This window comes from Methylovirgula sp. (genome assembly GCF_037200945.1).
Taxonomy (GTDB): Bacteria; Pseudomonadota; Alphaproteobacteria; order Rhizobiales; family Beijerinckiaceae; genus Methylovirgula.
Window position 1 is genome coordinate 3,368,582 of sequence record NZ_JBBCGP010000001.1, and the last position, 13,978, is coordinate 3,382,559.

Annotated in this window: 12 protein-coding genes and 1 pseudogene; 3 read left to right on the forward strand and 10 right to left on the reverse strand. The window is 60.6% G+C overall.

Features of this window, described 5'->3' with window-relative positions; translation table 11 throughout:
- Positions 1-4: 4 nt before the first annotated feature.
- The 5 genes from serS to WDN02_RS16465 are packed head-to-tail and all read right to left on the reverse strand — an operon-like array spanning position 5 to position 3,860.
- Positions 5-1,528 carry a serine--tRNA ligase gene (gene serS / locus WDN02_RS16445; protein WP_337294511.1) on the reverse strand — a complete coding sequence of 508 codons (1,524 nt, stop codon included), beginning with the start codon at positions 1,526-1,528 and terminating at the stop codon, positions 5-7.
- A gap of 15 nt (positions 1,529-1,543) precedes the next feature.
- A complete protein-coding gene (tatC, locus tag WDN02_RS16450) occupies positions 1,544-2,329 on the reverse strand; it encodes a twin-arginine translocase subunit TatC (protein ID WP_337294512.1) in 786 nt (261 codons plus the stop codon).
- 10 nt (positions 2,330-2,339) lie between these two features.
- Complete coding sequence (locus WDN02_RS16455; protein ID WP_337294513.1) at positions 2,340-2,723, reverse strand: twin-arginine translocase subunit TatB; 384 nt, start codon at positions 2,721-2,723, stop codon at positions 2,340-2,342.
- Between the two features lie 30 nt (positions 2,724-2,753).
- Positions 2,754-2,984, reverse strand: coding sequence for a twin-arginine translocase TatA/TatE family subunit (locus tag WDN02_RS16460; RefSeq protein WP_337294514.1), 231 nt, complete (start codon positions 2,982-2,984; stop codon positions 2,754-2,756).
- A gap of 51 nt (positions 2,985-3,035) precedes the next feature.
- Complete coding sequence (locus WDN02_RS16465) at positions 3,036-3,860, reverse strand: ATP12 family protein (RefSeq protein ID WP_337294515.1); 825 nt, start codon at positions 3,858-3,860, stop codon at positions 3,036-3,038.
- Positions 3,861-3,987: 127 nt separating this feature from the next.
- Here WDN02_RS16465 and ppc point away from each other — a divergent pair, with 127 nt between their 5' ends.
- Both ppc and WDN02_RS16475 read left to right on the forward strand, forming a co-directional pair.
- Positions 3,988-6,768 (forward strand): phosphoenolpyruvate carboxylase, encoded by a 2,781-nt coding sequence (gene ppc / locus WDN02_RS16470; RefSeq protein WP_337294516.1) that lies wholly within the window; start codon positions 3,988-3,990, stop codon positions 6,766-6,768.
- Between the two features lie 114 nt (positions 6,769-6,882).
- Positions 6,883-8,520: an NAD-dependent malic enzyme gene (locus WDN02_RS16475; protein WP_337294517.1), complete on the forward strand. Its 1,638-nt coding sequence runs from the start codon at positions 6,883-6,885 to the stop codon at positions 8,518-8,520.
- Here the strand turns inward: WDN02_RS16475 and WDN02_RS16480 are convergent, their stop codons facing one another.
- Positions 8,521-9,570 carry an RluA family pseudouridine synthase gene (locus tag WDN02_RS16480; protein ID WP_337294974.1) on the reverse strand — a complete coding sequence of 350 codons (1,050 nt, stop codon included), beginning with the start codon at positions 9,568-9,570 and terminating at the stop codon, positions 8,521-8,523.
- A 149-nt stretch (positions 9,571-9,719) separates the two neighbouring features.
- Positions 9,720-11,027, reverse strand: coding sequence for a replication-associated recombination protein A (locus WDN02_RS16485; RefSeq protein ID WP_337294518.1), 1,308 nt, complete (start codon positions 11,025-11,027; stop codon positions 9,720-9,722).
- Between the two features lie 171 nt (positions 11,028-11,198).
- Between WDN02_RS16485 and WDN02_RS16490 the strand changes: the two genes are divergently transcribed.
- Positions 11,199-11,858 (forward strand): ParA family protein, encoded by a 660-nt coding sequence (locus tag WDN02_RS16490; protein ID WP_337294519.1) that lies wholly within the window; start codon positions 11,199-11,201, stop codon positions 11,856-11,858.
- 57 nt (positions 11,859-11,915) lie between these two features.
- Here the strand turns inward: WDN02_RS16490 and WDN02_RS16495 are convergent, their stop codons facing one another.
- The 3 genes and pseudogenes from WDN02_RS16495 to rplQ all read right to left on the reverse strand — a co-directional run bounded on the left by WDN02_RS16495 (position 11,916) and on the right by rplQ (position 13,977).
- Positions 11,916-13,328, reverse strand: a complete 1,413-nt coding sequence (locus WDN02_RS16495; protein WP_337294520.1) for a DegQ family serine endoprotease — start codon at positions 13,326-13,328, stop codon at positions 11,916-11,918.
- Between the two features lie 33 nt (positions 13,329-13,361).
- Positions 13,362-13,451, reverse strand: a pseudogene (locus WDN02_RS16500) (DUF4260 family protein); the annotation flags it as partial.
- 109 nt (positions 13,452-13,560) lie between these two features.
- Complete coding sequence (gene rplQ, locus WDN02_RS16505; RefSeq protein WP_337294521.1) at positions 13,561-13,977, reverse strand: 50S ribosomal protein L17; 417 nt, start codon at positions 13,975-13,977, stop codon at positions 13,561-13,563.
- Position 13,978: the final 1 nt, after the last annotated feature.

A 13,978-nucleotide genomic window follows, 5' to 3' on the forward strand; every position in this document is an offset into this window, starting at 1 on the left:
TCGCCTAAGCTGACTTCGAGACCCGCTTGATACCGCCCATATATGGCAGCAAAACATCAGGGACGTTCACCGAGCCGTCTTCGTTCTGATAATTTTCCAGAACCGCGACCAGCGCGCGTCCAACGGCGACGCCGGAGCCGTTCAAGGTATGGACGAAACGCGTTGCCTTCTCGTCCTGTGGCCGGAAACGGGCATTCATGCGCCGCGCCTGGAAGTCACCGCAGAGCGAGCAGGACGAAATTTCGCGATAACGCCCCTGCCCCGGTAGCCAGACTTCGATATCGTAGGTCTTCTGCGCCGCAAAACCCATATCGCCGGTGCAAAGCGTCACGACGCGATAAGCCAGGCCGAGCCGCTTCAGCACTTCCTCGGCAGAGGCCAACATGCGCTCGTGCTCTTTGGAGGCTTCTTCCGGGGTCGTGACCGAGACGAGTTCGACTTTGGTGAATTGGTGCTGGCGGATCATACCACGCGTATCGCGCCCCGCGGCGCCGGCCTCCGCCCGGAAAGACGGCGTGCAGGCGGTGACGCGCAGCGGCAGTTCTTTCTCTTCGAGAATCGACTCGCGGACAAGATTGGTTAGCGGCACTTCCGCCGTCGGGATGAGCCAGAGCGCCCTTTTGGCGAGCTGATGGTTCCAATATTTGAGATCGAACTCAGCGTAGAGATCGTAACGCGCATCGCGCATCGCGAGATTTCTGGCGTAACGCTCATCGAGCCCACGGCCCTTGGCACCGCGGATGAAGTCCTCGACGAATTGCTCGCCGCGCACTTCCGCCTCGGCCTCGATCGCGTCTCTCTCTTCGCCGCGGCGGCGTTCGTATTCCAGCATTCCGTCGAGCCGCGCGATCGGTTCCAAAAATGTCGGAAACTGATCGTCGCGGAACTTCGGCAATTGCGCCGTACCGAACATCGCTTCGTCGCGGACGAGAAGCGGCGGATTGACCTCTGTATAGCCATGCTCGCTGGTATGCAGATCGAGCATGAACGCACCCAGCGCGCGCTCCAGCCGCGCGAGTGCGCCTTTCAGAACGACAAAACGCGCGCCGGACAATTTCGCCGCTGTATCGAAATCCATCAGGCCGAGGTTTTCCCCGATCTCGAAATGCTCTTTCGGCGCAAAGGAAAATTGGGGCTTGCCGCCGATGGCACGAAGCTCCGGGTTGTCGTTCTCGTCCTTACCGTCGGGAACCTCCGGCAGCGGGATATTGGGAATTTGCGCAAGCGCGGCATCCAAGATGGCAATCGCGCTGCGCTCTTCGTCTTCATAGGTGGTGAGCGCTGTTTTAAGATCGGCCACTTCCTGCTTCAGGATCGCCGCCTTAGCACCATCGCCCGCCTTCATCGCGGCGCCAACATCTTTGGAGGCAGCGTTACGCCGCTCCTGCGCCGACTGAGCCTTGGCAATCGCGGCGCGGCGCTTGTCGTCGAGCGCCAGCAAGGCCACCGATTGTGGCTCCAACCCACGCCGCTTCAATCCGGCATTGAAAGCCTCGGGATTCTCGCGAATCCATTTGATGTCATGCATGGGGCGTACTCTGGATCAGGTGCCGGTCGTAGACTTGGCCGCCGCTTCGGCGCGCTGCTTCTCAAGGAAGGCGACCGCGATAATCGAAAGCTCGTAAAGGAGCATGCCGGGAACGGCAAGGGCCATCATTGAAAAGACATCTGGCGGCGTCAGGATCGCCGCAGCGACGAAAACAAGCACGGCGGCATAGCGGCGCTGGCGCCGCAGGAAGGGCGCGTTGACGAGGCCGACGCGGCCAAGCAGCGTGAGCACCACGGGCAGTTGGAAAACAACGCCAAAGGCAAAAACCAGCGTCATGATCAGCGCCAGATATTCGCTGACACGCGGCAAAAGCTCGATTTGCGCCCGGCCCGGCTGGGCTGCCTGCTGCATGCCGAGGAAGAAGCTCAGCAAATTGGGCATGACGACGAAATAAACCATCAAAGCGCCGAGCAGGAAAAAGACCGGGGTCGCGAAAAGATAGGGCACGAAGGCGCGCCGCTCCTGCCGATAAAGCCCCGGCGCCACGAACGCGTAAATCTGCGCGAAGATCACCGGGCACGCCAGAAATGCCGCCGAAAATAGAGCAACCTGAATCTGCGTGAAGAAGTATTCCTGCGGCGCAGTAAAGATCAGTTTGGCGCCTGGCCCCGCAACATGCTGATAGGGAACGAGCAGGATATTGTAGATATTCTTCGCGAAGAAAAAGCAGACAACGAACATCGCGATAAAAGCGAGCAGCGCCTTGATGAGACGCGCTCGCAATTCGATCAGATGCTCGATCAGCGGCGCGCGGGTCGACTCGATGTCAGCGTCGGTCATGGGGATGGTATCAATCGCCGCCAGCGCGCCCGGCCGTGGCTTCAGGTTCGGCTGTCTCCGGCACCATCGCAGGCCCCCGTGCGGCTGGCGCGCCGATGGGCGCCTCGATCTGGCGGGTCATCTGCGCGGCTTCACTTTTCGCCACATTGAGGGGATCGAAGTCGAGATTGATCTTGGCGCTGTCGCTCAACGTATTGACACTCGCCTTGATGTCTTCGGCGCCGGCCTCGTTCATTGCCTCCATGAACTGGGCCTGGAAGTCGGCGCCCATGCGGCGGAGTTTGCCGACAGCTTGGCCGACTTGCCGCATCACGCGCGGTAGATCCTTTGGGCCAATGAAGATCAACGCCGCCACGGCGATGATCAGCAGCTTGCCGGCATCGAATTCAAACATGGGGAAGCGAACGCCGTTGGCGCGGAAGGGTCAATTGACCTTCTGCGACTGGGAAACCGGATTAGCTTCAACGGCTTGGCGATGATCGAGCGAGGCGGGCGCGGTCGCAGACGGCGCATCCTCGTCGGCAAGGCCTTTCTTGAAGGACTTAATGCCCTTGGCGAAATCACCCATGATGTCTGAAATCTTGCCCTTGCCGCCAAACAGCAGAAGCACAACAGCACCAAGGATCAGCAGATGCCAGATCGACAACGATCCCATTTCGGACTCCTTTTCAGTCTGGCCGGAACCTATGCCTCCGGCTGGAGGAACTCAAGGATTGTACTGCTCTTCCGGGCGTTTTTCCGGCCTATGGAGGAGAAGCCAAAATTTTTCCGCGGCGGCCATATCGGCAAAGCGTAGGTTGCGCCGAGCCGTCGCCTCGCGATCCTGCCCCCATTGGCGGGCCTGAAAGTCTTCGTCGACATGCGCGGCGGCCCAGGCGGAAAAGAGGCTCAGCTCGCCGCCTGTGAGTGCCAGCGCAATGAGGATCGAGCCGGTCAGAACCGTCATCGTTGAAAGGCTCGCGAGGGCGAAGGGCGCATTCATCCCTCCCCCAATCTCGGCCACCCGAGCCGCAATCGCCGCGCGGGCGGCCTCCGGCTGGGAGACAAACATAACGCCCTCGGCGCAGACAAATCGCGCATCAAGTTGCGTCGCAGCAAAATCCAGGATCGGATCCCACGCCGCGGCCTGAGCCGCAACCAGACTGGTTGGTTCAGCAGCGCGATAGCAGACGAGATCGGTTTCCGAATATTTGACGATGTCCTCGGTCACGGCCTGAACCTTACCGGCGATCCCGTCGATGGCGGTAAAGGCGAGGCGTGTCAGCGGCATCGCGGCAAAATCGATCTTCTCGCCCTGCGCTTGCCATTCGCCTACGATGGCATCGGCTAGCGCCGGGGTTGGCACGACCAAGTCATGCTTGGCCGGGGTCTTTGCAATGCGGCCGTCAAGCGCAAGGGCGAAGCCGTCGCCGAGGGGTTTGGCACGCACGTCCTTGTAGAAACGCCCGGGAAGCGCTTTTTGCAGTTCGCGCCGCGCCAGGGCAACGGGATCGGCCGGCTGAGGCTGTGGTTTCGTGAGATCGTCGCGCATCAGTTTCCTTTAGCGCAGAACCCTTTAGGGGTGAAATGTCGCGCGCGGCTGACCGAAAAAGACGCAGCACGGGCGCGCGTCAGCGGCTATAGAAGGAGCGGGAATAAAGGAAGCGCCGGAGAAAAAGATGAACAAAGAGACCGACAGAACCGACTTTACCGCCGACCGGGAGCCCGATCGCGCGCTGAAGGACGACATTCGGCTTCTAGGACGCATTCTCGGCGACACGGTGCGCGATCAGCAGGGCCAGGAAATTTTCGACCTGGTTGAGCTCATTCGCCAGACCTCGGTGCGCTTCCATCGCAATGGCGACCAGGAGGCACGCGCTAAACTTGAATCCATTCTGCGCTCGCTGACGCCGACGCAATCCGTGCAGATCGTTCGCGCCTATAGCTATTTCTCGCACCTCTCCAATCTGGCGGAAGATCAGAACCTGATCCGCAAGATGCGGCGCGATGCCATCGCCAACGTCCCCCCGCAGCCCGGCACGCTGGCACGCTCTCTCTCCAGCGCCCATGAGGCCGGCATTACTGCCGCGCAATTGCAGGATTTCTTCGATCACGCCTTCATGGTTCCGGTGCTGACCGCGCATCCGACCGAGGTACGGCGCAAAAGCACGATGATGCGCGAGATGGCGATCGCACATCTGCTCGAACGGCGCGACCGGCAGACATGGACACCCGACGAGGAACAGGAGATCGAGGACAAGATCCGCCGCGCCGTCCTGCTTTTGTGGCAGACGAGCCTGCTACGTCGCACGAAGCTCAATGTCCGCGACGAAGTCACCAACGGCCTTGCCTATTACGATTATACATTCCTCGATGAAGTGCCGCGCCTTTATCAGCAAGTCGAACGTCAGGTGCGTGCCTACGATCCGTCCCTCGACGATGTTCCGATCGCCTCGTTCCTGCGGCTTGGAAGCTGGATCGGTGGCGACCGCGATGGCAATCCGTTTGTCGATGCCGAAGTTCTGCGGTCCACGACGCAGATGCACGGCGCACGCATTCTGACGCATTACCTCGATGAATTGAGCAAGCTCGGTATGGAGCTTTCAATCACCGGAGAACTCGTCGAAATCACCGACGAGTTGCGCGAACTTGCCTCGAGTTCCCCGGATTCCTCACCGCACCGCATGGCGGAGCCCTACCGCCGCGCCGTTGCCGCCATCCGCGGCCGCGTCGCGGCAAATCTGCGTGCGATCGACGATCAATACCCGATCCGCTCGCGCGACGACTTCATGCCGCCTTATCGCAATGCGGACGAATTCCGCCGCGATCTGCATATCATCGACCAGTCGTTGAAATTGAATGGCGCACGGCTTGTCACACGCGGGCGGCTGCGGGCGCTTCGCCGTGCGGCAAGCTGTTTCGGTTTCCATCTGGCGACGGTTGATCTGCGGCAGAATTCTGACGTGCATGAGCGCACGATCGCGGAACTGCTGGAAGCTGTCGCGCCGGGGACGAATTACACTTCACGCAATGAGGACGAGCGCGTCGCAATTCTCGCCAAGGAGCTGAGCGAAGTCCGTCCGCTGATCTCGCCCTTCTTCGCCTACTCGGACGAGACGCGGAAAGAACTCGCGATCTTCCAAGCGGCTGTCGAAGCGCGCGCGACCTATGGCGCCGAGGCGATCCGCACGAGCATCATCTCAAAGGCGGAATCCGTTTCCGACATGCTCGAACTCGCGATCATCCTCAAGGAGGTCGGCCTGATCGGGCCGGGCGGCAAGAGCAAGATCGATATCGTGCCGCTGTTCGAGACCATCGAAGATTTGCGCAATTGTGCAGGCGTGATGGAGAAAGCTTTCGCCCTGCCCGCCTATCGCCGCCTTGTCGAAAGCCGCGGCGATACGCAGGAGATCATGCTCGGCTATTCCGACAGCAACAAGGATGGCGGGTTCATCACCTCCGGATGGGAATTGTACAAGGCCGAAATTGGCCTCGTCGAGACCTTCAAGAAGCATAAGGTCAAGTTGCGTCTCTTCCACGGTCGCGGCGGCTCGGTCGGCCGCGGTGGTGGCCCGGCCTACGAGGCCATCCTGGCGCAGCCGAGCGGCGCTGTCGGCGGCCAAATCCGCGTCACCGAGCAAGGCGAAATCATCTCGTCCAAATATTCAAATCCGGATGTCGGCCGACGTAATCTTGAAACCTTCGTCGCGGCGACGTTCGAAGCCTCTTTGCTGATGCCGGAGAAGCACGCGCCGCAGGAAGAATATCTTTCGGCGATGGAAGAGCTGTCGGGCTATGCCTTCAAGGCCTACCGCGCGCTTGTCTACGATACGCCCGAATTCGAATCCTATTTCTGGGGCTCGACTGTCATCACCGAGATCGCAACGTTGAACATTGGCAGCCGTCCGGCCTCGCGCACGAAGACGCGCAAGATCGAGCATCTGCGCGCGATCCCCTGGGTTTTCTCGTGGGCGCAATGCCGGCTTATGCTGCCGGGTTGGTTTGGCTTCGGCTCCGCCTTCAAGGCGTGGACCGAAAAGCATCCGGACACCGGCCTGAAATTCCTTCAGGACATGTATCGCGAATGGGGCTTCTTCCGCACCATGCTGTCGAACATGGAAATGGTGCTCGCCAAGAGCAATATCGGCATCGCCTCGCGCTATGCCGAACTCGTGCCCGACCGCAATGTGCGCGACAAAATCTTCCAGGCTATTCGCGCTGAATGGCTGGTTTCGGTTGATGGACTGCTGAAGATCACCAACCAGAAGGAATTGTTGCAGGATAATCCGATGCTCGATGCCTCGCTGCGCATGCGCATTCCTTATCTCGATCCGCTGAACCATGTGCAGGTCGAATTGCTGAAGCTGCATCGCGCTGCGGACAACGAGGATGAATCGATCCTGCGTGGCGTGCAGATTACGATCAACGGAATTTCGGCCGGGCTACGCAATAGCGGTTAAATCCCCGGACAAGAAAATATGACCGCGCTGCGTTGCGAAAATTATCTCGGTGCGGCGCGGTTTTGCGTGTTTTATGGTAGCTCACACGCAATCCGCTGAAATCTGGACCTGCAAATGTCCTCTGAAATCACAACCGCTGGCTACGAGCTCCTCCGCACGCCGAGGCTCAACAAGGGCACCGCCTTTACCGAGGCTGAGCGCCAGGCGCTCGGGCTCGAAGGATTGCTACCGCCCCGCCCCGTCACGCTCGAACTGCAGATGGCGCGAATCCATTCGGAACTCGCCAATCTCGACAATGATCTGCAGAAATATATGTTTTTGTCTGATCTTCAGGCGCGCAACGAGACCTTATTCTACGCGATCTTGATGTCCGATCCGGCGACCTTCATGCCGATCGTCTACACGCCGACCGTCGGCGAGGCCTGTCAGAAATTCGATCAGATTTACCGTGTCGCGCGCGGCATGTATTTGCCGATCACCGCTCGCGGTCGGCTGCGTGAGGTCCTCAGCAATTGGCCGCAAAAAGATGTTCGATTCATCGTCGTCACAGATGGCGAGCGAATTTTGGGCCTGGGCGATCTGGGCGTCGGCGGCATGGGCATCCCGATTGGCAAACTCGCGCTCTACACCGCCTGCGCCGGCACGCCGCCGCAATATTGCCTGCCGATCACGCTTGATGTCGGGACCAACAATCCGGAATTGCTCGAAGACCCGCTCTATCTCGGCCTCAATCAAAAGCGCGTGCGCGGCGCGGACTATGCCGCCTTCATCGATGAGTTCGTCGAAGCGGTGCAGTCGCTTTATCCCAAGTGTTGCATTCAATGGGAAGACTTCGCCAATTTCAACGCCGTGCCGATCCTCGAACTCTATCGCGACAAGATCTGCACGTATAACGACGACATCCAGGGCACGGCGGCGATCGCGCTCGCGGGCATTTTCGCCGCGTTGCGAATCACGAAACAGAAGCTCACCGATCAGCGATTTCTTTTCCTTGGCGGCGGCTCGGCGGCGACCGGTATTGCCGAACTCATCAGCGAGGCGATGACGCTCGAAGGGCTCGACTTCAAGACGGCGCGCGCGCGCAACGCCCTCTTCGACATCAACGGCCTTGTTGTGCGTACACGCAACGATCTCGCCGATTTTCAACGGCCTTTCGCGCTCGATCATGCGCCGATTTCCAAATTCGTTGAGGCTGTCAAGGAACTGCGCCCGACGGGCATCATCGGCGTCAGCACCGTGCCGAAATTGTTCAATCAGGCCGTCATCGAAGCCATGGCGGATATCAACAAGCGGCCGATCATCTTTCCTTATTCCAACCCGACGTCGCGCTCGGAATGTACGGCGGAGGAAGCCTATCGCTGGTCGCAAGGCCGCGCGATTTTCGCCAGCGGAAGTCCCTTCCCCCCCGTCGAGATCGAAGGCCAAAGCTTTACGCCCGGCCAAGGCAATAATGTCTATATTTTTCCGGCGATGGGCATGGCGATCTTCGCCACCGAAGCCAAGCGCGTGACGGAGCAAATGTTCATTGTCGCGGCGAAAGCGGTTGCCGAACAGGTGACCGAGAAAAATCTCGCCGACGGGCTGATCTATCCGCCGCAAAGCAAGATTCTCGAAGCCTCGCTGCATGTCGCGGCGCGCATCGCAGAATATATCTTCGATCACGACCTCGCCGGCGTGCCGCGCCCGGCCGATATCTCCGCCCACATTCGTAGCCGCGCTTATCGGCCGGTCTACGGGACTTACGCCGGATAATTATTCCGGCGCGTCTTCGATCGGATCGCGGCCCTTCACGTCGAAGCCGAACATGTCGAAGCTTTTTTGCATATGCGGCGGCAGCGGCGCCGTCACATCAAGCGTCCCGCCACGCGGATGCGGCAGCACGAGCCGGCGCGCAAGCAGATGCAGCTTGTGTTCAACGCCATCCGGAATTTGCCGGATCGGATCGAGCCGGCGCGGCGTGTTGGCATCTCCCGAATATTTCGGATCACCGACGATCGGATGGCCAATAGCTTCAGCATGGGCGCGCAATTGATGCGTGCGGCCGGTGATCGGCTTCATCGAGAGCCACGCCAGCCGCGGCGCAGCCTTGTCGACCACGGCGTAATACGTCACCGAATGCTGCGCTTCAGCATCGCCATGCTTGGCGATTTGCATCTTCTCGCGATTGGCGTGCGGTGCTGGCCCCTTTTTGCCGCGGTCGTCGCCCATCCCCTCACCCTTGGCGAGAAACAGCGAAATGCGCCCCTGTGCGGGCTTCGGCACACCTTCGACGAGTGCCCAATAGATTTTCTTTGCCTGACGTGAGCGAAAAACGTCGCCCAGCTTCGCCGCGACACGGCGCGATTTGGCGATAAGCAGGACGCCCGCCGTATCGCGGTCGAGCCGATGCACAAGCACCGGGCGCTCGCCCTTTTCGTCCGCGAGCGAGGCCAGCATGCCATCGACATGATACTTGGTGCCGGAGCCGCCCTGCACTGCAAGGCCATGCGGCTTGTTGAGCACCATGAGATCCTGATCCTCATAGAGGATCATATCGCGGATCGCGTTGCGGTCGGCCTCGTTGAAGGCAGGCTTCGGCGCTGGCGGCGTAACATTGACCGGCGGGACGCGGATTTTCTGTCCAGTGACCAGCCGCGTCGATGTCGTCGCGCGCGCACCATCGACACGCACCTGACCGGTGCGGACGATCTTGTTCAGATGAGACAACGACAGCGTCGGCAGATGCCGCTTGAACCAGCGATCAAGTCGCAATCCATCCTCGTCCTCGCTGACCAGGAGCGTCTGGACGGTGCGATGGATCACCTCTTCCTCGAGGAGCGGGTGGTGGCCGGCGGGCGCGACCGGGGGAGAGGGTTCCGTCTTTGGCGTTCGCGCGACGCGTACCTTGCCGCGCAAGCCGCCGCCTTCTCCCGATGGGAGACTTTTCGCCCGAACCTTTGCAGGTGCTTTTTTCACCCTCGTCCCCGTTCCTTCCTGAGCTTTTCCCAATATTCGAGCCGCTTCTTGATCTCGCGTTCGAAGCCGCGCTCGACAGGACGATAGATGTCCTGCCGCCCAAGTTTCTCCGGCCAATAATCCTGGCCCGAGAATGCTTCAGGCGCGTCGTGATCGTACTCGTAACCTGAGCCATAGCCCTCGGTCTTCATCAATTTCGTCGGCGCGTTGAGAATGACCTTCGGCGGCATCAGCGAGCCGTGCTCCTTGGCGAGACGTTGCGCGGCACCATAGGCGCGATAGGCGGCATTCGACTTCGGCGCGGTGGCGACATAGATCAGCGCGTTGGCCAACGCCAGTTCCCCCTCCGGCGAACCGAGGAAATCATAGGCGTCCTTCGCCGCGTTCGCGACGACAAGCGCCTGCGGGTCGGCGAGGCCAATATCCTCGGTCGCCATGCGCACGATGCGCCGGGCGATGAAAAGCGGCGCCTCGCCCGCGTCGAGCATTCGCGCGAGATAGTAGAGTGCCGCATCGGGGTCTGAGCCGCGCACGCATTTATGCAGCGCGCTGATGAGATTGTAATGGCCCTCCTGCGCCTTGTCGTAAATCGGTGCGCGGCGCTGGACGATCTCGGTCAGCGATTCGACATCGAGCGGCGCAAGCGGCGCGGCCCGCCAGACTTCCTCGGCCAGCGTCAGGATGGCGCGGCCGTCGCCATCCGCCATGCGTAGCAAGGCCTCGCGGGCGTCCGGCGTCAGCGGCAGCTCTTTGCCCTCAAGCGTCTCGGCGCGAGTCAGAAGCTTGTCGAGCGCCGGCTCGTCGAGGGCGCGAAAAGTCAGCACGCGTGCGCGCGACAGAAGCGCAGCGTTCAGTTCGAAGCTCGGATTCTCGGTCGTCGCGCCGATCAACGTGATCGTGCCATCCTCCATCACAGGCAGGAAGCTGTCCTGTTGCGTGCGGTTGAAGCGATGGATTTCATCGACGAAGAGCAACGTGCCCTGCCCGATTGCGCGGCGCTTGCGCGCTTCCTCGAACACCTTCTTGAGTTCGGCGACACCCGTAAAAATCGCCGAGATCTGCACGAAAGCGAGCTTGGTTTCCGCCGCCAGAAGCCGCGCGACGGTCGTCTTGCCGGTGCCGGGCGGCCCCCAGAAAATCAGGCTGCCGAGCGAACCAGCGCGGATCAGACGGCCTAACGCCCCTTCAGGCCCGAGCAAATGATCCTGCCCGGCAACCTCATCCAGATGCTGCGGGCGCAGACGATCCGCCAGCGGATGCGGGGCTTGATCAGACAAATGAGCGGCGGCGAAAAGATCGGACATATTGCTTCAATTTGGGCGCGAAAGCCTCGGAAATGAAGGGCAAAAACGCATCCGCACGCATCATCGCACGTCCCCGCTCCGACACGAAATCCAAATCTTTATCAGTCGGTTAACGTTTCGATGAGAATTGAAAGGAAGTATATTCTGAGTCGAATGTCGGGAGCATCGCGCATGCGTGTCGTCGCAATGGTCAATCAAAAGGGTGGATCGGGCAAGAGCACGCTGGCGGCCTGCCTCGCCGTCGCGGCGCAGGAAAGCGGCGAGCGCGTTTTCCTCCTCGACATGGACCCGCAGAAATCATTGCTGAAATGGGCTCATCGCCGCCAGGACGAAAACATGCCGTGCGAAGCGGTAACGGCGGCGAAGCTTGAGGCCGCTGTCGCGGCTCTGGCCCGCGGACGTGTTACGCTCGTGATCATCGACACCCCGGCGACGGATTCGCCTGCGGCCGATGCCGCCATGCGCGTGGCCGATCTTTGCCTGATCCCCGCCCGCCCGACGATCTTCGATATCTGGGCGAGCGAAGCGACGCGCGGCAAGCTGAAGACGCTCGCGAAGGATTACGCTTTTATCCTCAACCAATGTCCACCGATGCAGGAAAGCCAGCGCGTCAACGACGGCGCCGCCGCCGTCGAGGCGATGGGCGGCTTGCTACGCCCCTTCATCGTCGCACGCGTCGATTATCAGGAAGCGGCCCGCGAAGGCATGGGCGCGACGGAAATCGATTCCGAGGGCAAGGCCGCCGAGGAAATCTCCCATCTCTGGTCGTCGTTGAAGCGCCGCCTCAGCCGCTTGAAGCCGGCCGAAAAGGGCGGCCGGCGCGCAGCCTAAATTCTACGAAGCTGGCGAAGCAATCATGTTGATTGCCTCGTTTCATGCCCCATGCCCTCAGTTGCCGCCGACGACAGTCGTGATGATCTGGTTGCCGCGGCCGATGCTGACTTTCCAGAAATAATGCTCGCCAGCCGTCGCGGTCTCCAGATCATGCGTCGTGTTGATTTTTGTATTGTTGACCGCGATCACGACGTCGCCCTTCTGCAGGTTGACCACCGCCGCGCGCGAGTCGCTATCGATATCGCTGATGACAACGCCGTGCTGCGCTGATTCCAGCGAAAACTCCTCCGCCACCGCGGGCGAAATATTGATGACCGTCGCGCCCGCGAAGGGCGATGATCCGGCGATTTTCACCGGATCTCGCGGCAGTTCCGGTGCCGGCTCCGCCTTGATCGTGAGTTTGAGCGGCTTGCCATCACGGATCACCGAGAAGATAGCGTTGTTGCCGAGCGGTACCGTCGCGAAGCGGTAACTGAAAGCTTCGAGATCATCCGTGGACTGGCCGTCGACGGCGACGATCAGATCACCGTGCTGAAGTCCCGCTTTCTCAGCGGGCCCCTTCGCCGTCACGTCGGTGACGAGCGTGCCGACCGGGCGGTCGAGATTGAGGGAATCGGCGATATCCTTGGTGATGTTTTGCAGGCCCGCGCCGAGCCATGGCCGACGAACCTCGGTACGGCCGCTTTTTGCCGTCGCGACAACGACCTTCACCATGTCGGAGGGTATCGCGAAGCCGATGCCGACCGAGCTCCCAGTCTGCGAGACAATCGCCGAATTGATGCCAATAAGGCGGCCACGCATATCGACCAACGCGCCGCCGGAATTGCCGGGATTGATCGCCGCATCGGTCTGAATGAAGAAGCCGTAGTGCGAAATGCCTTCTTCCGTCCGCGCCAGTGCCGAGATGATGCCTTGCGTCACGGTCTGCCCGACACCGAAAGGATCGCCAATGGCGAGCACGAGATCGCCGACCTCAAGCTTGTCGGAATCGTCGAACTCCATATACGGGAACGGTCCTTTACCATCGAGCCGCAGCACAGCCAGATCGGTGCGCTGATCGCGCAGCACAATCTTCGCCGGCATTTCGCGACGGTCCGAGAGCGCGACCTTCACGTCGGTCATGCCCGCGATCACATGATAATTGGTGACGACAAGGCCGCTCGGATCGATCAGCACGCCGGAGCCGAGCGATTGCGCGGTCGGGCCGCCTGGTCTTTGCTCCTGCGAATCGCCAAAGAAATGCCGGAAGACCGGATCGTCGAACAAAGGATTGCGCGGCTGAACGTCGGTACGCGACGCGTAAACATTGACGACGGCGGGCGCGACTTTCTTGACGATGGGCGCGAAAGATAAAGTGATCTCGCCGGCCGATGTCGGCACGGCCGGATCGGCCGCCAGAGGCGCTACGGCAAGAGCCGAGCCGAGAGTCAAAGCAAGAACAATCCCGAAGCGCGAAATCTCTTTCATGCAGTCCTCGTCAATTCCACCAATCACCCGGATTTAGCGGCCAATGTATCCCAAATGTGTGTCACCGAAGGCCGTGGCATATTTAAGCCCATAGCCAAACGCCCGGTCGGCGCCGAGTTGGGCGTCCCGCGCCAAAAGAAAAAGGCGGCGCTGAGTGCCAGCACCGCCCCTTCCAAATATAAAATCAACTTCGGCGCGCCGACGACGGCACCCGATGTCATCGGCATGGCCTTTAAGCCCCCGCAGCGGCCTCTTCGCGAACCGGGCCTGAATCCTTGCCCTTCGCATCCTCGTCGCGATCCACGAACTCGATGACGGCGAGCGCCGCATTGTCGCCCTGGCGGAACCCGGCTTTCAGCACGCGCGTATAGCCGCCATTGCGGGTCTTGTAGCGCGGACCGAGAACATCGAAGAGCTTGCGGACGAGATCGACGTCCTTGATCTGCGCAATCGCCTGACGGCGCGCGTGCAGGTCGCCACGCTTGCCGAGTGTCACGAGCTTTTCGACGACCGGACGAAGGTCTTTCGCCTTCGGCAGCGTCGTGACGATCTGCTCATGCTTGATGAGGGCTTGCGAAAGATTGGCGAACATCGCCTTGCGATGCTCGGCTGTACGATTGAAGCGGCGCTTCGCGCGACCGTGATACATG

Excerpts from the sequence above, each read along its gene's own strand:
- serS (WP_337294511.1), bottom strand. The coding sequence starts at position 1,528 with ATGCATGACATCAAATGGATTCGCGAGAATCCCGAGGCTTTCAATGCC.
- tatC (WP_337294512.1), bottom strand. The coding sequence starts at position 2,329 with ATGACCGACGCTGACATCGAGTCGACCCGCGCGCCGCTGATCGAGCAT.
- WDN02_RS16455 (WP_337294513.1), bottom strand. The coding sequence starts at position 2,723 with ATGTTTGAATTCGATGCCGGCAAGCTGCTGATCATCGCCGTGGCGGCG.
- WDN02_RS16460 (WP_337294514.1), bottom strand. The coding sequence starts at position 2,984 with ATGGGATCGTTGTCGATCTGGCATCTGCTGATCCTTGGTGCTGTTGTG.
- WDN02_RS16465 (WP_337294515.1), bottom strand. The coding sequence starts at position 3,860 with ATGCGCGACGATCTCACGAAACCACAGCCTCAGCCGGCCGATCCCGTT.
- ppc (WP_337294516.1), top strand. The coding sequence starts at position 3,988 with ATGAACAAAGAGACCGACAGAACCGACTTTACCGCCGACCGGGAGCCC.
- WDN02_RS16475 (WP_337294517.1), top strand. The coding sequence starts at position 6,883 with ATGTCCTCTGAAATCACAACCGCTGGCTACGAGCTCCTCCGCACGCCG.
- WDN02_RS16485 (WP_337294518.1), bottom strand. The coding sequence starts at position 11,027 with ATGTCCGATCTTTTCGCCGCCGCTCATTTGTCTGATCAAGCCCCGCAT.
- WDN02_RS16490 (WP_337294519.1), top strand. The coding sequence starts at position 11,199 with ATGCGTGTCGTCGCAATGGTCAATCAAAAGGGTGGATCGGGCAAGAGC.
- WDN02_RS16495 (WP_337294520.1), bottom strand. The coding sequence starts at position 13,328 with ATGAAAGAGATTTCGCGCTTCGGGATTGTTCTTGCTTTGACTCTCGGC.
- rplQ (WP_337294521.1), bottom strand. The coding sequence starts at position 13,977 with ATGTATCACGGTCGCGCGAAGCGCCGCTTCAATCGTACAGCCGAGCAT.